General features: G+C 43.7%; 14 protein-coding genes. 11 read left to right on the top strand and 3 right to left on the bottom strand.

Features of this window, described 5'->3' with window-relative positions; translation table 11 throughout:
- The first annotated feature begins 3 nt into the window (after window positions 1-3).
- Together AAEY72_RS05350 and AAEY72_RS05345 are read left to right on the top strand one after the other, a co-directional pair.
- Window positions 4-1005 (top strand): hypothetical protein, encoded by a 1002-nt coding sequence (locus tag AAEY72_RS05350; RefSeq protein WP_352309731.1) that lies wholly within the window; start codon window positions 4-6, stop codon window positions 1003-1005.
- 50 nt (window positions 1006-1055) lie between these two features.
- Complete coding sequence (locus tag AAEY72_RS05345) at window positions 1056-1547, top strand: acyl-CoA thioesterase (protein WP_352309730.1); 492 nt, start codon at window positions 1056-1058, stop codon at window positions 1545-1547.
- A gap of 96 nt (window positions 1548-1643) precedes the next feature.
- Here the strand turns inward: AAEY72_RS05345 and ribBA are convergent, their stop codons facing one another.
- Both ribBA and AAEY72_RS05335 read right to left on the bottom strand, forming a co-directional pair.
- Complete coding sequence (gene ribBA / locus AAEY72_RS05340) at window positions 1644-2756, bottom strand: bifunctional 3,4-dihydroxy-2-butanone-4-phosphate synthase/GTP cyclohydrolase II (protein ID WP_189583552.1); 1113 nt, start codon at window positions 2754-2756, stop codon at window positions 1644-1646.
- A gap of 328 nt (window positions 2757-3084) precedes the next feature.
- A complete protein-coding gene (locus AAEY72_RS05335) occupies window positions 3085-4374 on the bottom strand; it encodes a replication-associated recombination protein A (protein WP_352309729.1) in 1290 nt (429 codons plus the stop codon).
- Between the two features lie 380 nt (window positions 4375-4754).
- Here AAEY72_RS05335 and AAEY72_RS05330 point away from each other — a divergent pair, with 380 nt between their 5' ends.
- On the top strand, window positions 4755-5267 hold the full coding sequence (locus AAEY72_RS05330) for a type IV secretion protein Rhs (RefSeq protein WP_352309728.1): 513 nt from the start codon (window positions 4755-4757) through the stop codon (window positions 5265-5267).
- Window positions 5268-5348: 81 nt separating this feature from the next.
- A complete protein-coding gene (locus AAEY72_RS05325; RefSeq protein ID WP_352309727.1) occupies window positions 5349-6317 on the top strand; it encodes a hypothetical protein in 969 nt (322 codons plus the stop codon).
- Window positions 6318-6453: 136 nt separating this feature from the next.
- On the opposite strand, the gene gltA is transcribed toward AAEY72_RS05325, so the two are convergent.
- Window positions 6454-7734, bottom strand: coding sequence for a citrate synthase (gene gltA, locus AAEY72_RS05320; protein WP_010200792.1), 1281 nt, complete (start codon window positions 7732-7734; stop codon window positions 6454-6456).
- A 1027-nt stretch (window positions 7735-8761) separates the two neighbouring features.
- On the opposite strand from gltA, the gene sdhC reads away from it, so the two are divergent.
- The 7 genes from sdhC to lpdA all read left to right on the top strand — a co-directional run bounded on the left by sdhC (window position 8762) and on the right by lpdA (window position 19587).
- Window positions 8762-9148, top strand: coding sequence for a succinate dehydrogenase, cytochrome b556 subunit (gene sdhC / locus AAEY72_RS05315; RefSeq protein ID WP_010200793.1), 387 nt, complete (start codon window positions 8762-8764; stop codon window positions 9146-9148).
- Window positions 9149-9168: 20 nt separating this feature from the next.
- Complete coding sequence (sdhD, locus tag AAEY72_RS05310) at window positions 9169-9555, top strand: succinate dehydrogenase, hydrophobic membrane anchor protein (RefSeq protein WP_227500963.1); 387 nt, start codon at window positions 9169-9171, stop codon at window positions 9553-9555.
- Window positions 9556-10016: 461 nt separating this feature from the next.
- Window positions 10017-11867, top strand: coding sequence for a succinate dehydrogenase flavoprotein subunit (gene sdhA, locus AAEY72_RS05305; RefSeq protein WP_210540909.1), 1851 nt, complete (start codon window positions 10017-10019; stop codon window positions 11865-11867).
- Window positions 11868-12047: 180 nt separating this feature from the next.
- Complete coding sequence (locus AAEY72_RS05300) at window positions 12048-12758, top strand: succinate dehydrogenase iron-sulfur subunit (protein ID WP_010200796.1); 711 nt, start codon at window positions 12048-12050, stop codon at window positions 12756-12758.
- An 856-nt stretch (window positions 12759-13614) separates the two neighbouring features.
- Window positions 13615-16494, top strand: a complete 2880-nt coding sequence (locus AAEY72_RS05295; protein ID WP_352309726.1) for a 2-oxoglutarate dehydrogenase E1 component — start codon at window positions 13615-13617, stop codon at window positions 16492-16494.
- 141 nt (window positions 16495-16635) lie between these two features.
- Window positions 16636-17886 carry a 2-oxoglutarate dehydrogenase complex dihydrolipoyllysine-residue succinyltransferase gene (gene odhB, locus AAEY72_RS05290; RefSeq protein ID WP_194620615.1) on the top strand — a complete coding sequence of 417 codons (1251 nt, stop codon included), beginning with the start codon at window positions 16636-16638 and terminating at the stop codon, window positions 17884-17886.
- A gap of 246 nt (window positions 17887-18132) precedes the next feature.
- Window positions 18133-19587, top strand: a complete 1455-nt coding sequence (lpdA, locus tag AAEY72_RS05285; protein WP_352309725.1) for a dihydrolipoyl dehydrogenase — start codon at window positions 18133-18135, stop codon at window positions 19585-19587.
- Window positions 19588-19718 lie beyond the last annotated feature (131 nt).

Here is a 19718-nt window from a genome sequence, read left to right as displayed (position 1 = left end):
CTTATGTCAATAAATTCTGAATCATTATCTAAGGAACCTTCTGCTATCCAGCAGCGTCGGCAAGCAAACACCTTGTTGTTGCGTCTACAATGGTTGGTGATTTTGCTACTTATCGCGGCATTATTATTCTTATATATTAGCCATCAACGTTTTCAACATAGCGTCAATGAGCGTCTGCAAAGCAACGAGCAGGTGGTCAGCCGTCTAAATGAGATGGATGATCGCATATTTGCCATGAGTCAGCAGACCTTACCAGAGCCGAACGTAGCGACCAATAACCAAGCTCAGAATCAGCTGGATTTATTGCGTATTCAAATACAGGCAGCCAATAGATTATTGGCCGACAATAACGATAGCGCAGCGATAGACTTACTACGTGGTCTGCATTGGCAATTGGCACAAAGCAGCAATGAGATTGCCCCAGCGTTGACCGTGGTCATTAAGCAAAGTTTGCTCAAAGATATCGAACGCTTGCAAGCACAAAGTGCACAACCAAGCCCATGGCAAATCCAAAATCTAGCGATTCAAAATATTCAAGATTTTTTGCACAGTCATGAGCGTGCCGCGAACAGTAATAGTAATGGCACTAGCAATAATAATGGCAATGAAGGTACTCAGCAAAGTAGAGCAGCAAGCAATAATAACCTTGCTTTGACACGCCGCCAATTAACCATTCACGAAGTTATCATGACATTGAATTTAGCGAACCAAGCCAGCAATATGCGTGAACAAGATCAGCTGGTCAGCTATCTGACGCAAGCTCGTAAACAACTAAAAACCTTAGTGCCACAGTCTTCTATGACTGCTAGCAAACAACCTGCGCAAGCAGCAAAAAATGCGACGAGTGCTGCTGAAAGTACAAACGATCTGGCCAAGAACTTAGAAACAATGAAAGCGCCAAGCGATATTCCAGAAGTACTCGATTGGTTAGATAGACTGATTGCCAATGCACCAAAACCAACGCCACTGTTGACCACGCAAATTTTGGACAAGCCCCAAAATTAGGCCGATTCTCAAAAATTGAGACACAGACAATACAAGCAATAAGGTAAGTTATGAGCAGTTTTGATAAGCAATCAGGTTTGGTCTCTGCACCAGAGTATTATCCTCGTCCTGACGAATTGGCGCATTATCCTGTTATTCATCATCAGCCGATTCACTGGGGCGAGATGGATGCGTTTAACCACTTAAACAACGTCGTCTATTACCGTTATGCTGAGTCAGCGCGTATTGCGTATTTGCAGACGTTAGGGATGTTTGATGGCAGCATGGTCACCGTATTAGCACAATCCAGTTGCCAGTATTTGCGTCCCGTGACCTATCCGGATACTTTATTATTAGGCGTTCGTTGTCAACGTTTGGGCAATACGAGTATAACCATAGAGTATCGTTACTATAGTACGGCGCAATTGGCTATCGTTGCGACGGCTGAAGCAGTCGTGGTGCGCTTAGAGAGTGATGGCAAAACTAAGTTGCCTTGGACAATCGAGGAGCGTGAACGACTGCTCGCATTAGAAACAGACGTTGGACACACGCCTAAATTTTAAAAATTAACACCTAATAAATATAAAAAGGCACGCTAACATTACGCTAGCGTGCCTTTTTTTAAGCTTGATTTTTCGACTCAATAACACAAACAGGTTTTAGTCTTGCTGCGGCGCATGCACAAAATCAACCACGTTCAGATCAAAGCCTGATAATGCATAAAACTTCATTGGTGATGACAATAGGCGCATATCACGGACACCTAAATGACGTAATATCTGTGCGCCAACACCAACGCTACGATAAGGCTGCTGCGTGAGCGTTGATTGCGATTCATTATCTGCAGCTTTATCTAACGCATCCCCTAAATCAACGGGTTGGTTGCTACCAATCCAAACCAATACACCGCGATCTGAGGCGCTAATTTCTTTTAATGCCGCTTGTACGCTCCAGCCACTACGGCCAGTCATGTCATTTTTAGCCGCAAACAAATCACGTAATGGATGGAAGCCATGAACACGTACCGTACTGACGCCTTCGCTGACATCACCTTTAACTAACGCTAAATGAGTCTCATCAGCACCAAATTCACGGAAGCGATGCAAAGTGAACGTACCATGTTCAGTCTCAAAAGGATGTGATTCTACTTCTTCTACTGTTTGTTCATTGGCGATACGATAGTTGATGAGATCAGCAATCGTACCAATTTTAAGGTCATGCTCTTTAGCAAATATTTCAAGATCATCACGACGTGCCATCGTACCATCAGCATTGATGATTTCGACGAGCACAGATGCTGGCTCAAGACCTGCTAAGCGTGATAAGTCACAACCGGCTTCGGTATGGCCTGCGCGATGCAATACGCCACCATCTTGCGCGATGATAGGGAAAATATGGCCAGGCTGTACAATATCTTCAGCTTTAGCAGTAGCAGAAACTGCCGCTTGAATCGTACGGGCGCGATCGGCAGCGGAAATACCAGTTGTAACGCCTTCAGCCGCTTCAATTGATACGGTAAAGTTGGTGCTGAATTTAGCTTCGTTGCGTTCAGACATCAGTGGTAAAGACAGCTGATGCGCACGAGCTTGTGAGATGGTCAAGCAGACTAAGCCGCGAGCATGGGTAATCATAAAGTTGATATCTTCAGGGCGCACATGGGTCGCTGCCATGATGATATCACCTTCGTTTTCGCGGTCTTCATCATCCATCAAGACGACCATTTTACCAGCACGAATGTCTTCGATAATCTCAGGAATCGTATTTAAACTCATAGTAAATCTCAATGTCTTATTATTTATAGATAGGTGTGATTTGGAATATAGAGCATTATCTACCTATTGTAGCAGCAGATGATACAAAGCGCTGTTACGGTCAAGCAAAGCGCGCTATCAGTAATGTCATTCAATAAAAAGTGACGCACTTAATAGCTTGTATAGTTCATTATGAGGTCATTTTAACGCTTTTCATCGCAACGTGCTGTGTCATCTTCCCACTATATCGTTCAGTATGTCAAAAATCGTCATAAGTATTATCAATGAGCGCTACCATTTATGCATTAAAGCACACATTGGATAATGAACTGAGCCGTGTTATACGTGGTTAGTCATTACTCGCCGCTTGGTCTTTCAACCAATCCATAAATTGCTTGCTGTGCTGCTCGCGCTGATTGTCTGCAAACTCATAAAAGCGTGTGCCAATTAAATTGTCTGGCAAATATGACTGCGGATAATAGTGGTTGGGATAATCGTGCGGGTAGACATAGTCTAGACCATAGCCTTGATTGCGCATCAATTTGGTCACGCCATTACGCAAATGGAGTGGTACGGGCGAGGCATCTTTTTCTGCCAACGCCATTGCAGCATTGATCGCTTTATACGTGCTATTGCTTTTGGCACTGGTCGCCAGATAAACCACCACTTGCCCTAAAATTAGACGTGCCTCAGGCATGCCAATAGACTGCACACTGCGCAATGCGGCATCAGCAAGGAGTAAGGCATTTGGATTGGCATTGCCGATATCTTCACTGGCCAAAATGACCAAACGCCGCGCAATAAAATCAGCAGGCTCGCCGCCAACCAGCATCCGCGCCATCCAATACAAAGCTGCATCAGGATCGGAGCCACGGACAGATTTTATCATTGCCGATATAATATCGTAATGCTGCTCGCCATCTTTGTCATATCTTACCAAAGCGGTTTGTGCCACTCGGCTGACCAATCCATCATCAATGATAACCGGCGACTGTTTAGCATCAGCCGTTTGAATGGCAAGCTCTAATACATTCAGCGCCTTTCTAGCATCACCATGTGCCAGTTGGCTAATCGTATTTTGCGCTTGTAGATCGATAGTCAGATTTTGCAGAATGTTATCTTCTTGCATGGCTCGTTGCAATACTGCGCTGATTTGCTCTGGTGTCAGAGGTTCTAGACGATACACTTGGCAACGTGATAGCAGGGCGTTATTGACACTAAAGGAGGGATTTTCCGTAGTCGCACCAATCAAGGTAATATCACCAGACTCTACAGCGCCCAGTAATGCATCTTGCTGAGCTTTGTTAAAACGATGAATCTCGTCGATAAAGACCACTGGTGATTCAAAGTTTAAAGAATCTTTGGTATCTAGCACTTCACGCAATTGCTTAACGCCAGTATTCAAGGCGGATAGCGCATGAAAAGGCCTGCCAACTGCATCAGCGAGCAGCATGGCAATGGTGGTTTTGCCGATACCTGCTTCACCATGCAAGATAATGGACGGCAGATGTCCTTGCTCCACTAAGCGTCTTAATGGCGCACCCTCTGCTAATAAATGTTCTTGACCAATAATAGCATCAAGAGTCGTGGGGCGCATACGCTGGGCGAGTGGGGTATCGGCATGAAAGTTAGGCGGCATAGGACTCTCTATTATAGGGTCGGATAATTATGGCTTTACTACAATGACAGAGTGACTTGATGAAGCTGTTTTGTACAGAATAAATATTCGGCAGTCGCTATTTTTTGTAGAAAAACAAAGCTATTTGATAATCAGTATTAGACATCAGTGGTAAAAATAAGCTAATTTATACAAACAGCCCTTAATCATTGCTCTTCATAACTATTATAGTTGAGCTGCTAGGCTAACGTAGATTGACGTTAAGAAAAATCGGCTAAGTGTACAGCTTATGTCTTAGATATTTGTTTTTAAATGCTTGTTTTTCCATGCTTGGGTTTCAGTGTTTGCACCCCTATTTAATGATTTAGCATGATTCACTAGCGTAAGGTAACTCATTAACGATGTATCAGCAGACTCTCAAGCAGTTTTTACAAGCAAGATTTTCAAAAAAACAATCACGAAAGCTGACTGCTGGCGAGATAGCGCTCGCTCATTCGGTATTCGGTAACAGTATCACGCTCGCTGATGTTCACCTTAAAACCGCGCGCTGGGTACTCAAAAATTATGCGGTCAGCCCTAATGGTAATATTTACTTCCATCCGGCAGATTGGATAGCAGATTTTAGCCATGCGTCCATTGGTAAGCAAAGTTGGCTCATACACGAGCTAACTCACGTTTGGCAGCTACAACAAGGATTAAAAGTCGTGCGTGGTGCGACTATCAATCGCCGTTATGATTATGTGCTAGAGACGGGTAAATCCTTTTTTACATATGGTATCGAACAACAGGCACGCATGGTACAAGACTATTTCGTACGTCGGCAACTTGGAAAAGACTGTCAAGATCTAGAAGCTTGTATTCCATTTCTGACCGTACATGCTGTGAATAATGCGACAGATAAAAAGTACGACTAAAAAAACGACATAAACCAGCAATGGATTGCTGTGATAATTCTAACTTTTATTATTTTGCATTAACAAAGGATATGTACTCTGATGTTTAAATTTTTGCCAGAAACGCTGGATAATGAGGCTCATGATAGCGACATGAATAAAAGCTTCTCAGACAAAAGCACCAGCTCTCTACGTTATCCCTCAACGTTACTTGTAGTAATGCTAAGCGGCATATTGCTATTGAGTGGTTGCCAGCAAGCAGACACGCAACCTGAGCCAAAGGACAGTCAAAGCACTGAACAGACGAGTGCTGAAGACAGTCAACCAATGCCGCAAAGTGATTCGGCTGCTGCGCGTATCAAACAGTTTCAGCCACTGTACGTCGCTCAAGCACAAGGGTTGCAGCGTCGACTACAAGCAGAGTATGAGTCATTACAAGCTGCTGACGCATCAGATGACGCAGATCCTTTATTGCTTGAAGGAGCAACTCAGGACACTGCTAATCAGGCCAGTACCCCAGTGACTGATAGTCTTAAGTCAGGAGCAGATGCCATCGACAGTAATGAGTCTGAGCAAGCATCAGTGCCAGTAGCCACTGATAGCGCGGTTAGTCTGGATACTGAGATGAATACCAGTACTGAAGTTGGTGAGCGCGATTTGACTGTACTTAAGCGTATCAGTCTCGAGCCGCGTAAACCTGTGATGATGATTGAAGAGCAAATGATAGAAAGTTATAAGCAAGCGATGGACGCGTTATATCAGCCTGTGACTACGCCGCTTAGTGCAGAGGATTCTGATACGCTGATTAATATAGCCACTTTGACACCGCAGTTATTCGAACATGCAGAAATCGCTGGCAGGGTCAGTGCAAAAAGCCCAGCGCTGGCTCGCTTGATTATTCAACACCAAGTCTGGGAGCAAATAGAAGCTCAGCAAGTCATCGATATGCAACAAATGAAGGTTGATCAGCAACAAGAGTTTGAGACATTGATGACTAAGTTTAATGACACCATCGAAGGGTATGATGAACAGATTGCTAAATATGAGCAGACATTAAAAGAATTCCAATAACACCCCACGTCGTTCTGAACATAAGGATTGAGTTATCAGTAATTTTTAGTAAAACCGATAATATTGATCTAAAAAACGAAGCAATAAAAAATCCCGCACGATGGCGGGATTTTTTATTGCTCAAATACTATTTTGCTTACTTGCGATCTTCGACCTTTACAAAATCACGGCGCGTTTCACCAGTATATAACTGACGTGGGCGACCGATTTTGAATGGTGCACTGTGCATCTCTAACCAATGGCTGATCCAACCAGAAGTACGAGCCAATGCAAAGATTACGGTAAACATTGACGTTGGGATACCGATAGCTTTCAAGATGATACCAGAGTAAAAATCAACGTTTGGATATAGGTTACGCTCGATGAAGAACGGGTCTTCTAGTGCAATTTTTTCTAGCGCCATCGCCAATTCAAGCTTAGGATCATTGATACCAAGTGCTTCTAATACCTCATCACAAGTCTCTTTCATTACTTGCGCACGTGGATCGAAGTTTTTGTAGACACGGTGACCAAAGCCCATTAGCTTCACTTCACGGCTTTTTACTTTTTCCATGAATTCAGGCACGTTCTCGACAGTACCGATTTCATCTAGCATCTCAAGAACAGCTTCGTTCGCGCCGCCATGTGATGGTCCCCAAAGGGCTGCGATACCAGCAGCGATACACGCATAAGGGTTAGCACCCGTAGAGCCTGCTAAACGTACCGTTGACGTAGAAGCGTTTTGCTCATGGTCAGCATGCAAGGTAAAGATTTTGTCCATTGCACGAGTGATGACATCGTTTTTCTGATAATCTACATCAGCAGGCGTGGCAAACATCATGTATAAGAAGTTTTCAGCGTAGTTAAAGTCATTACGCGGGTACATGAACGGTTCGCCTTGAGAGTATTTGTAACTCATTGCAGCAAGCGTTGGCATTTTAGCAATCAGACGAATAGCCGTGATTTCACGATGCTCTTCGTTACTGACGTCTAGGTTGTCATGATAGAAGGCTGATAAAGCACCAACGACACCAACCATAATAGCCATTGGATGCGCGTCACGACGGAAGCCTTCAAAGAACTTACGCAATTGGTCATGGACACCTGAGTGCTTACGGATCTTTTCAAAGAAATCTGCTTTTTGCTCGGCATTAGGCAATTCGCCATGAACAAGCGCATAAGCCACTTCTAAATATTCAGCGTTGTTTGCTAATTGATCGATAGGGTAGCCGCGATGCAATAACTCGCCTTTGCCGCCATCAATAAAAGTAATTTTTGATTCAACAGGTGCGGTTACTTTAAAACCAGGGTCATAAGACCAAAAGCCCGACTCTTGTAAAGCCGCAACATCGATAACTGGGCGCCCTAAAGTACCTTTAATAATTGGAAGTTCGTATTCTTTACCATCTACGGTTAGTTTGGCGTGAGTGTCAGCCATAAATTCCTCTCCATTGGTTGTAACTTGTTAGAATAAAAATATACCGACGCACAGCCTCGCGCCATTACTAGTAAAACGGTCAAAATGTTTTTAACGTATTTAATATGCAGGCTATATTAGCAGCAATTCTCTATGATTTGAAAAAACTTTTAGCAGCAAAGGCACCAACTGGTGTGGTTTCATAGTGTCTATCTACTGTAAATTTTGTATCAAAATATGTCTGCTTGGTTATTTTGCTTAAAAACTGCCCTTTTAGAGCGTTAAGGCAAACTCTATTATGCGCATAATATCTGCATCGATTTACCAAAATAGAGCAAAGCGTATTTTGGCTATCTATGCTAAAAACAGACTGCGTATGAGTAGTAGGCGAACGGAATGGGTCATCTAATCCGCTGAGCTGAGTCGTCAGGGGGGGGTTAGTATTGCACAAATTCGCTTGTTTGTTAAATAAGCCTTCTTATTTCATTAGTTTAGGGATAAATTTGTAATTGTCGCCCAGTCATTTTATAATTAGCGTTACTTAACTGGCACTCGCTTTGTGCGAATTGATAAGTGGTCATGATATAGTGTCGTTTAAAGCTGACTCTATCTATATTTAGTGACGACTAGACGGTGACTGTTTAGACCAGAGCTGTACGTGATGGTCTGATAGATCTTGTTAACTGTCCTATTTTTAAGTAATGAGCCTATTTTAATTAATCCGCTTATGGTTCATATTGATGTAGAGAAGACAGTGATCTTTTTCTATGTGAAAAGTATCAGTAAAAATAGAATAGTTAATCGCTCTAACGAATAGTGCGCTTACTTGTTGGTTAGTCGATAAGCCGCTATTAAAAAGCTTATCAATTTAACGAGTCCCGCTACACCGTTTACCATCCGACCATTTCTTCATATTTAGCGCAAACTAAACGAAGTCAGCTAGCTCTTCCTTACTTTATTCGTCTCGTGTGTTGCTCAATACCTAACTTGATACTATTTATATCAAGCATTGGTTGTTAGCAGATACAGGAGTATAACCGCAAAAAGGATGCCCGCTGTGAAAAGCAACCGACCTATTGATCTGCCTTTAAGCCAAGTGATTAGCGTTAATCGCTCACCGATTGCGATCGCCTCAATCTTGCATCGTATCTCTGGCATTATTCTGTTTTTATTGATTCCTGTCATGCTGTGGTTACTACAGAACTCATTGGCGTCGCCTGAGAGTTTTGAGACCGTATTTGACAACGTACTTGTGCGCTTTTTAGCATGGATATTCGTTGCGGCGATTGCTTATCACTTTGTGATGGGTATCAAGCACTTATTTGCTGATATGGGCATGAATGAAGAACTAAAATCTGGCCGCACTGCGTCTATGGTTAGTTTTGTGATTGCAGCGATTCTAATTGTCGCGTCATTTGTATGGGTGATGTTCTAATGATTAAAAATGATTCAGGAATCAAAAGTGCGACTGGTCTGACCGGTTCAGGCTCACGCGATTGGATTATCCAGCGTATTAGCGCTGTCGTTTTAGCTGTTTATAGTGTGGTATTGCTGGGCTTCTTTTTGACGCATGGCGACGTTACTTATCTTGAATGGTCATCATTCATGACCAGTCTGCCTATGCGCTTATTTAGCTTAGTGGCGGTACTTGCACTAGCTGGCCATGCTTGGGTTGGTATGTGGACCGTGTTCACTGATTACATTACCACTGGCAAATTAGGCTCAAGCGCAGCAGGTCTACGTTTAGTCCTACAGTCATTGATGATTATTGCTATTTTAGTGTTTTTATTTTGGGGCATCATGATTTTTTGGGGTACTGGTTTCGGTGTTGTTGCCGTTTAACTATAGCCAATCCCTATAATATGAATACGGCGTCAGGCTCGCTTAGTCTACTATTTGTAGTACTTCACTCGTCTTACTTGTACCCATATTATATTGAACAGACTATATAGATAAATCCTATTTATCTATATCCAATAACGGATGCACCCAGTAGCACTAGTGACTGATCAAGCATTATAAAGTCGTCCGTTAGTGGTTAAAAATAGTCATAGCCAATCATAGCGTTGGATATTACTGACTTAGTCAGTCACTTATATAATAGGTGCGCTATGGTTTAGTCAGTGAGCGAACCCAATATAAAGATAGATATGCAAATTAGGTGGCTAAAGGTTGTTTGCGTCATCCACTTGGATAATTTCAAGTAGGGGCGAGACAATACAGTGTTTTGTCCAGCAATAGGATGATTTTGAGACAGCCTTTTTATTTACTTCTAAGCATTAACAGGCATTAGGAAAACCGTAATGGCAACTAGACAAGATAATACCATTAGTAATATTAAGACCCTAAACTACGATGCAGTTATCGTTGGTGGTGGTGGCTCAGGTATGCGTGCTTCACTACATTTGGCAGAAGCGGGCATGAAGGTTGCAGTCCTGACCAAAGTATTCCCAACGCGTTCGCATACTGTTGCTGCTCAAGGCGGTATCGGTGCAAGTTTGGGTAACATGAGCAATGATAACTGGCACTTTCACTTTTATGACACCGTTAAAGGGTCAGACTGGTTGGGTGACCAAGACGCTATCGAATATATGTGCCGTGAAGCGCCAAAAGTCGTCTATGAGCTTGAGCACATGGGCATGCCGTTTGACCGTAACGAAGATGGCACGATCTATCAGCGTCCGTTTGGTGGTCATACCTCTAACTATGGCGAAAAAGCGGTACAACGTGCTTGCGCCGCTGCTGACCGTACAGGTCACGCACTATTGCACACGCTATATCAAAAAAACCTAGAGCAAGGTACTGAGTTCTTTATCGAGTGGATTGCTCTTGACTTGATCAAAGACGAAGCCGGCAACATCAATGGTGTTATCGCGCTTGAACAAGAGACTGGTACTGTAGCTGTATTCCAGTCACCGATTACTGTCCTAGCGACAGGTGGTGCAGGCCGTATCTTCGCCGCATCTACCAACGCTTATATCAATACTGGTGACGGTATTGGCATGGCAGTACGTGCTGGTATTCCATTACAAGACATGGAGTTCTGGCAGTTCCACCCAACAGGCGTTCATGGTGCAGGCGTACTATTGACCGAAGGTTGTCGTGGTGAAGGCGCTATCTTACGTAATAAAGATGGCGAAGCATTTATGGAGCGTTATGCGCCAACTGTGAAAGACTTGGCACCACGTGACCTAGTATCACGTTCTATGGATCAAGAAATCAAAGAAGGCCGTGGTTGTGGCCCTAATGCTGACCATATCGTTATGGATATGACGCATCTAGGTGTTGAAACCATCATGAAGCGTTTGCCATCAGTATTTGAGATTGGCAAAAACTTCGCTAACGTTGATATCACTAAAGAGCCGATTCCCGTTATCCCAACCATTCACTATATGATGGGCGGTATTCCAACCACGATTCATGGTCAAGTAATCACTCCTGATCTAGAAGCGGGTACGGATGAAGAAGGTCTATATACGAAAGGCACTGTCGTTAAAGGTCTTTACGCTATTGGCGAATGTGCTTGTGTCAGTGTTCACGGTGCCAACCGTCTAGGTACAAACTCACTACTTGATCTATTGGTATTTGGTCGTGCGGCTGGTAAGCATATCGTTGATGAATTCCATCACGCTGATCATAACTACAAGCCACTTGATCCTCGTGTGCTTGATTTTACAGTGAAGCGTTTAGACAAACTGCAACAGTCTACCGAAGGCTATAACGCTCAAGATGTTGCGGACGAAATTCGTGCGACCATGCAGACACATGCCAGTGTATTCCGTACGCAAGCAATGATGGACGAAGGCGTTGAGAAAATTTTAGCGCTAGGCGACAAAATCGACCAGATTCATTTGGCTGATAAATCACAAGTCTTTAACACGGCCCGTATCGAAGCTTTCGAAGTGGCTAATCTATATGAAGTGGCTAAAGCAACAATGATATCAGCAGCGATGCGTCATGAAAGTCGCGGCGCACACAGTGTGTCCGATTATGACCGTCCAGAAGATGATGATTATGCACCAAACGGTCGTAACGATCATGACTGGATGAAGCATACGCTTTGGTACTCAGAAGGCAACCGCATTATTTATAAGCCAGTACGCAAAGTGCCATTGACCGTTGATTATATCGAGCCAAAAGTTCGCGTCTATTAATTTTTGACTGCGCCGCTGGTCTATATGAACAGCGTTAACGTTTTATCCCTTATTAATTTATTAAAAAGGTGACCGCCAGCTACATGCTCATGCCAGCGCTGTGATAAAGATACTCTATCTAGCGCTGATATGTTGCAACCTTTGTACGCCCGCCATCACCTACGTGTGGAGTTTAGCATTATGAGCCGAGGTACTCGCACCATCGAAATCTATCGCTACGATCCTGATCTGGACGCAGCGCCACGTATGCAAACCTATACAGTTGAGTTGTTAGACTCAGATCGTATGTTGCTTGACGTGTTATTACGCCTAAAAAAGGAAGATGAAACCATCACCTTCCGTCGCTCTTGCCGTGAAGGCATTTGTGGCTCTGATGGCATGAACATCAATGGCAAAAATGGTCTAGCTTGTCTTATCAACATGAACACGCTACCCGAAAAAATTACTGTTCGTCCGTTGCCGGGTTTACCTGTGGTTCGTGATTTAGTCGTCGATATGAACCAATTCTACGAGCAGTATGAAAAAGTACACCCGTACTTAATCAACGATCAGCCAGCACCGCCAACAGAGCGTTTGCAGTCACCTGAGCAACGCGAAAAGCTAAACGGTCTGTACGAATGTATTCTATGTGCGTGCTGCTCAACCAGCTGTCCATCGTTTTGGTGGAACCCTGATAAATTCTTAGGTCCATCTGCACTATTACATGCTTATCGCTTCGTCGCTGATAGCCGTGATGGTGATACGCAAGCGCGTTTGGCACGTTTGGATGATCCGTTCAGCCTATTCCGTTGCCGCGGTATCATGAACTGCGTTTCAGTGTGTCCAAAAGGTTTGAACCCTACCAAAGCAATCGGTCATCTACGTAACATGCTGATAGACCAAGCAGGTTAAACGAGTTAAGCGCTGCTTAGTTTATGTACATATCATAATGAAACACCGTCTCAGTATTAGGCGGTGTTTTTTATTAGCTAGATTTGCGTACTGGTAGGAGATAGAAGGGGTATATCTGTTTACTATTTGGAGAGGCGCATTTGGCTAAAACGCATTAAATCGCTGGTCAAAAGTAAGCCAGTATTAACAATACGTTGGTAGTATGTAAGAAGTCCTGTTATGTAAACGAACTGTCTATATAATTAGCAGTAGAAATGCACGGAGTAAGAGGTTTATAATAGATATTCATTATGTAAATACCTACTATTGAGCAAACAAACTATGTCGTGCAAGGCATGCATGCTAAGCTATACAGCAATGTATGTTTGCCAAAAATGACAATAAATATCCTTCATAAGAAGACATTTCAGCGAAAATAGCCAATTTATAGGCTAGCTGAACGATAGGGTATTTGCAAAAGGTATTATCATTAATAAATTGGTTATAGCTGATAGCAGTATATATAAATTAATGTTGTGAAACGAGTCAGACAAGAAAACTGGACGTTCACAAATAATTTTATCAGATGGCTATTGTTTGAGCTGAGTATTGTAGTAGCGCCATCATTATTACTTGACATATTTTTTATCGATAATGATGAATGTTACTTATTACAGTAGGAACAACGATGCCTTATATTAGTTGTCAGAATATTAGTCATCTAGTTGTCAGAATATTAGTCATCAGAAATTATTAATCATCAGCAATAGCAAATCTTATTACTGTTTAAGCTCAAAAGTCAAAATATCAAATGTACAACGAACGACACAATAATAAGCACGATTCCATTCATTTATCTATCAAATAGACGATTATTATGAATAGTATAACTAAAGAAGCCGCAGACGTAGAACATACTGAACTGGCCGCTGATAATGCCAACTATATCGAAGTGCTTTATGAGCAATACCTGACCGACCCTACTAGTGTTGATACGGATTGGCAAGCGTATTTCGAACAATACAAATCGCCAAACGATGCTCAGCATAATGCTATTAAAGACCAGTTTTTGTTACTTGCTCGCAATCAAACGGCGAACAAGAGCACTCCTGCAACCACAACGACTAGCAATGCAGCTGACTGTGCCGACCCTAAGCAAATGGGCGTACAGCAGCTGATTTCTGCTTATCGTCGCCGTGGTCATCGCCGCGCAAAACTCGATCCATTAGATCTGCACCCACGCGCTGAAGTGGAAGATTTGACGCTTGAGTATCACAATCTTTCAGAAGCCGATCTAGACACCATATATCCCACCAATGATTTGAATATTGGCAAGGACGAAGCACCGTTACGTGAAATTATTGAAATCATGGAACGTGTTTATAGCCGCTATATCGGTATCGAATATATGCATGTTACCACCAGTACAGAAAAGCGCTGGATGGAAAAATATCTCGAAACCAATCTGGGTTATATTGAGTTCGATACAGACAAGCGACTATCTATCCTTGAGCGCTTAACCGCTGCCGAAGGTTTAGAGAAATATTTGGCACGTAAATATACGGGCGTCAAGCGTTTCGGTTTAGAGGGTGGCGAGAGCTTTATCCCTGCTATCAATGAAATCATCCAACGTGCTGGCGGTTATGGCACCAAAGAGATGGTTATCGGTATGGCGCACCGTGGGCGCTTGAACTTATTGGTGAATATCTTAGGTAAAAAACCTGCTGATTTGTTCGACGAGTTCGATGGTAAAGTTCAGCCAGAAAAAGGCTCAGGCGACGTTAAGTACCACAACGGCTTCTCATCTAATGTGATGACGCCAGGTGGCGAAGCGCATTTGGCTTTGGCTTTTAACCCGTCACACCTTGAAATCGTTGCGCCAGTATTGCAAGGGTCAGTACGTGCCCGTCAGGTTCGTCGTAATGACCAACCTCTTTTAGACAATAAAGGCGGTAACTCAGTCTTGCCAATAGTCATCCATGGCGATGCTGCTTTTGCTGGTCAAGGCGTGGTTCAAGAAACGTTCCAAATGTCACAAACTCGTGCTTATACCACTGGTGGTACGGTACATATTGTGATCAATAACCAAGTTGGTTTTACGACCAGTCGTCAAGAAGATGTTCGTTCAACTGAATACTGTACTGACGTTGCCAAGATGGTACATGCACCTATTTTACACGTGAATGGTGATGATCCTGAATCGGTCGTGTTTGCCGCACAATTGGCATTAGATTATCGTCATCAATTTGATAAAGATATCATCATTGATCTTTTCTGCTATCGTCGTAACGGCCATAACGAAGCAGATGAACCTTCTGCCACTCAGCCTTTGATGTACGCCGTTATTAAGAAACTGCCGACGACTCGTACTATTTATGCACAGAAGCTTATCGCAGATGGTATCTTGAGTGCTGAACAAGAAAAGCAATACGAAGATGAGTATCGTGAGTCTTTAGACCGTGGTGACTATGTTGCCAATTCACTGGTTCAAGAACCTAACGAGCAGCTATTTGTAGACTGGAAACCTTATCTAGGACATGATTTGGTTGATGACTGGGATACCAGTGTCGATATCGACATCCTAAAAGGTTACGGACGTCGTATGGCTGAAATGCCAGAAGGCTATAAGCTTCAGCGCCAAGTTCAAAAAGTCGTTGATCAGCGTTTGGCTATGCAAACTGGCGAAGAGCCTCTTAACTGGGGTGCTGCTGAGACATTGGCATACGCATCTTTAGTCGATAACGATAAAGTATTGGTTCGTATTACTGGTGAAGATGTGGGCCGTGGTACTTTCGCTCACCGTCACAGTGAAATTTACAATATCGATGATGGCAGTATGTATGTGCCGTTGGCTCATATGAGTGAAACACAAGCGCGTTTTGCCACCTATAACTCATTGTTATCAGAAGAAGCCGTACTGGCCTTTGAGTATGGTTATGCAACGACCGTACCAAACGCATTGATCGTTTGGGAAGCGCAGTTTGGTGACTTCGTCAACGGTGCGCAAGTCGTCATCGATCAGTTCATCTCGAGTGGCGAAACCAAATGGCAGCGTGTATGCGGTCTGACTATGTTGTTACCACATGGTTTCGAAGGTCAAGGCCCTGAGCATTCATCGGCGCGTCTTGAGCGCTTCTTACAGTTATGTGCTGAAGACAATATGCAGGTCATTACGCCAACGACGCCTGCGCAAATTTATCATGCCCTACGTCGTCAAGCAGTGCGTCCGATTCGTAAGCCATTGATCGTCATGTCACCGAAAAGCCTATTGCGTCATAAGTTGGCTACGTCAAATCTCGAAGAGCTGGCCAACGGTAAATTTGAAACAATATTGCCAGAAATGGATGAGCACAACGCAGACAACGTGACTCGGATGGTGCTATGTGGTGGTAAGGTTTATTATGACTTGCTAGAACAACGCCGCGCGCTCGGTCTTGACCATGTCGCCATCGTCCGTATCGAACAACTTTATCCATTGCCAGAAGAACGGTTGATTGCTGAAATTGAAAAATACAGCAACCTCAAAGAAATCGTTTGGACGCAAGAAGAACCACTTAATCAGGGCGCTTGGTATTACTTGGCACCGCATATGTTCCGTATTGTGGTACCGCATCCAACCAAGGCAAAAGTCATGGAGCCAGTAGCACGCCCTCCTAGTGCTGCCCCTGCGACAGGTTCTGCGAAATTACACGTACAACAGCAACAAGCATTAATCGCTGGCGGTCTTGGTATTAGTGTGGACGAATTGTCTAAGTAGCAGGTTGTCAAAGTAACAGACTAGATAAGACAAATGAATCAGGCGATGACAGTCAGTACGGTGTAAATACTTTAAATCGGTACTGACTGCCTATCACGACTTAATAATAAATAGCAGTATCCAAATCTAAGGAGTATATCGATGGCTGAGATCAAAGCCCCCGTTTTTCCAGAATCGGTTGCCGATGGCACAATCGTTGAATGGCATGTCACTGAAGGCCAACAAGTAAACCGTGATGACCTATTGGCCGAAATTGAAACTGACAAAGTTGTATTAGAAGTTGTGGCACCTGATGATGGAGTGGTAACCAAAATCGTTAAGCAAGTTGATGATACCGTATTGTCTGATGAGTTAATTGCAGAGTTTGAAGCGGGCGCAAGTGGCGCTGGTGCAGACGACAGTGATGCTCCTTCTGTAAATCCAGATCAGCCAGCTGCTCCAGTACAAGCAAAGCAAGCGGCAGATGGCGGTGAGCCAGTACAAGTAACAGATAAGAAAGAAGAAGCTGATCATAAAGATCAAAGCCCAGCAGTCCGTAAAGCGGCAAAAGAGAGCGGTGTCGACCCTAAAGATGTCGAAGGTAGTGGTCGTGGTGGTCGTGTAACCAAGACTGATATGGCAAGCCCGACACTAAAAGCAGACAGCTCTATCAAGTCTGATAGCGGCCGCCCAGTAGCTGAATCAGCTGGTGAGCGCACCGAAAAACGTGTGCCAATGACACGCCTTCGTAAGCGTGTTGCTGAGCGTTTATTATCAGCGACGCAAGAAACTGCGATGCTGACGACGTTCAACGAAGTTAACATGAAACCGTTAATGGACATGCGTACCAAATATAAAGATCAGTTTGAAAAGCGTCATGGCGTTCGTCTAGGCTTTATGTCGTTATTCGTCAAAGCAGCGACTGAAGCGCTAAAACGTTTCCCAGCAGTGAACGCATCACTGGATGGCGACGACATTGTTTATCATGGTTTTTATGATATCGGTGTAGCCGTATCGTCAGACCGTGGTCTAGTAGTTCCTGTATTACGTGATACCGATCGCATGAGCATGGCAGATGTCGAAAGCCGTATCCGTGAACTTGGTGGCTTGGCTCAAAAAGGCAAGCTTGGTCTAGATGACATGACTGGTGGTACTTTCACTATCTCAAACGGTGGCGTATTCGGTTCACTCATGTCAACGCCTATCTTGAACCCGCCACAAACCGCTATCTTGGGTATGCATGCCATCAATGACCGCCCTATGGCAGTTAATGGTGAAGTTAAAATCTTGCCAATGATGTATCTTGCACTATCTTACGACCATCGTATGATCGATGGTAAAGAAGCGGTACAGTTCTTAGTTACTCTCAAAGAGTTGGTCGAAGATCCAACCATGCTCCTCTTAGACCTATAAGCTTCTAAGCTTGTATTGGCAACCGCCGATACAAGCTTTTTAACTTTGGTAGCGTGGTATAAATAGTTTTTAATGATGCTACCGTTTCGAGTAGCAACGTCAGCAGCTATATTTTATTAGCGTTTTTTGATAAATAAATGTGTGGCGTTGATATAGTGTATTAACTAGCAGCGAGAAACATCGTTTATTTCTTAATAAAATAAACAATAGCATAAATGATAAATAAAATAGAAATAGGAACGTACTATGAAAGACAGTTATGATTTAGTCGTTATCGGCGGCGGTCCTGGTGGTTACGAAGCAGCTATCCGTGCAGGACAGCTTGGTATGAGCGTTGCTTGTATCGAAAAACGTGTTTATAAAGGTGAGCCAGCGCTTGGCGGTACTTGCTTAAACGTTGGTTGTATCCCATCAAAAGCACTGCTTGATAGCTCGCATCGTTATGAAGCGACCAAGCATGATCTCGATGAGCATGGTATCAGCACCGGCGATGTCGCTATTGATATCGAAAAAATGATAGAACGCAAAGAAGGCATCGTTAAGCAATTAACTGGCGGTGTTGCGGCATTATTAAAAGGTAATGGCGTTGACTGGTTACAAGGCTGGGGCACGTTGGTTGATGGTAAAGGCGCTGATAAACAAGTTAAATTTGTCGCTTTAGAAGACGAAGCAGAAAGCACTATTACCGCTAAGAATGTGATTCTGGCGGCAGGTTCAGTGCCTATCGACATCCCAGTTGCCAAAACTGACGGCGATCGTATCGTTGATTCTACTGGCGCGCTTGATTTCACCTCAGTCCCTAAACGTTTAGGCGTTATTGGTGCTGGTGTTATCGGTCTTGAGCTTGGTTCAGTATGGCGTCGTCTAGGTAGCGAGGTTGTAGTCTATGAAGCGCTTCCTAGTTTCTTAGCAGCCGCTGACAAAGACATCTCGAAAGAAGCTGGCAAAATGCTGAAGAAGCAAGGCCTTGATATCCGTGTCGATACCAAAGTAACCAATGCTGAAGTCAAAGGTGATCAAGTGGTCGTCACTAGCGAAAACAAAGGTGAGTCGAGCGAAGAGAGCTTTGATAAACTAATCGTTTGTGTTGGTCGCCGTGCTTATTCTGAAAAATTACTTGGCGATGACAGTGGCATTCAATTGACCGAACGTGGTCTTATCGATGTGAATGATCAGTGCAAAACCAATCTTGATGGCGTTTATGCCATTGGCGATTTAGTCCGTGGTCCTATGCTTGCGCACAAAGCAATGGAAGAGGGCATGATGGCTGTGGAACGTATCCATGGCGAAAAAGCTCAAGTTAACTATGACACCATCATCAATGTCATTTATACTCACCCAGAAATTGCATGGGTAGGCTTAACTGAGCAAGAAGCTGAAGCAGCTGGCTACGAAGTTAAAACAGGCTCGTTCAATCTAGCGGCTAACGGCCGTGCATTGGCTCAAAGCGAAGCAGAAGGCTCTATCAAAGTAGTGGCTGATGCTAAGACAGATCGCTTGTTAGGTATGCATGCTATCGCTGCTGGTGCTGGTGATATCGTCCATCAAGGTATGATTGCGATGGAATTTGTCTCCAGTATCGAAGACTTGCAGTTGATGACTTTTGCGCATCCAACGATGTCAGAAGCTGTGCACGAAGCGGCGCTATCTGCAGATGGCCGTGCTATCCACGCTATTCAGCGCAAAAAACGCAAGAAATAAGCAGTTGCTCGTTTAATTATTATCGATTTACAACCTGATTGTGGTATCGCTATTTTGGCGATAGCCACGATCATGAGTGCGTCAGACGTATGATTAATATATGCATGGGCGCACTTGATTTCACTTTTTAT

The organism is Psychrobacter sp. W2-37-MNA-CIBAN-0211 (genome assembly GCF_040309405.1).
Lineage (GTDB): Bacteria > Pseudomonadota > Gammaproteobacteria > Pseudomonadales > Moraxellaceae > Psychrobacter > Psychrobacter glaciei.
Note: the sequence above shows the minus strand (reverse complement) of the source record. Positions and strands in the feature narration are given on the sequence as shown.

Bases quoted from the DNA above. Each gene is read 5' to 3' on its own strand.
- gltA (WP_010200792.1), bottom strand. From the start codon at position 7,734: ATGGCTGACACTCACGCCAAACTAACCGTAGATGGTAAAGAATACGAA.
- AAEY72_RS05330 (WP_352309728.1), top strand. From the start codon at position 4,755: ATGTATCAGCAGACTCTCAAGCAGTTTTTACAAGCAAGATTTTCAAAA.
- AAEY72_RS05295 (WP_352309726.1), top strand. From the start codon at position 13,615: ATGAATAGTATAACTAAAGAAGCCGCAGACGTAGAACATACTGAACTG.
- AAEY72_RS05345 (WP_352309730.1), top strand. From the start codon at position 1,056: ATGAGCAGTTTTGATAAGCAATCAGGTTTGGTCTCTGCACCAGAGTAT.
- AAEY72_RS05325 (WP_352309727.1), top strand. From the start codon at position 5,349: ATGTTTAAATTTTTGCCAGAAACGCTGGATAATGAGGCTCATGATAGC.
- sdhC (WP_010200793.1), top strand. From the start codon at position 8,762: ATGCCCGCTGTGAAAAGCAACCGACCTATTGATCTGCCTTTAAGCCAA.
- AAEY72_RS05300 (WP_010200796.1), top strand. From the start codon at position 12,048: ATGAGCCGAGGTACTCGCACCATCGAAATCTATCGCTACGATCCTGAT.
- AAEY72_RS05335 (WP_352309729.1), bottom strand. From the start codon at position 4,374: ATGCCGCCTAACTTTCATGCCGATACCCCACTCGCCCAGCGTATGCGC.
- AAEY72_RS05350 (WP_352309731.1), top strand. From the start codon at position 4: ATGTCAATAAATTCTGAATCATTATCTAAGGAACCTTCTGCTATCCAG.
- odhB (WP_194620615.1), top strand. From the start codon at position 16,636: ATGGCTGAGATCAAAGCCCCCGTTTTTCCAGAATCGGTTGCCGATGGC.
- ribBA (WP_189583552.1), bottom strand. From the start codon at position 2,756: ATGAGTTTAAATACGATTCCTGAGATTATCGAAGACATTCGTGCTGGT.
- sdhA (WP_210540909.1), top strand. From the start codon at position 10,017: ATGGCAACTAGACAAGATAATACCATTAGTAATATTAAGACCCTAAAC.
- lpdA (WP_352309725.1), top strand. From the start codon at position 18,133: ATGAAAGACAGTTATGATTTAGTCGTTATCGGCGGCGGTCCTGGTGGT.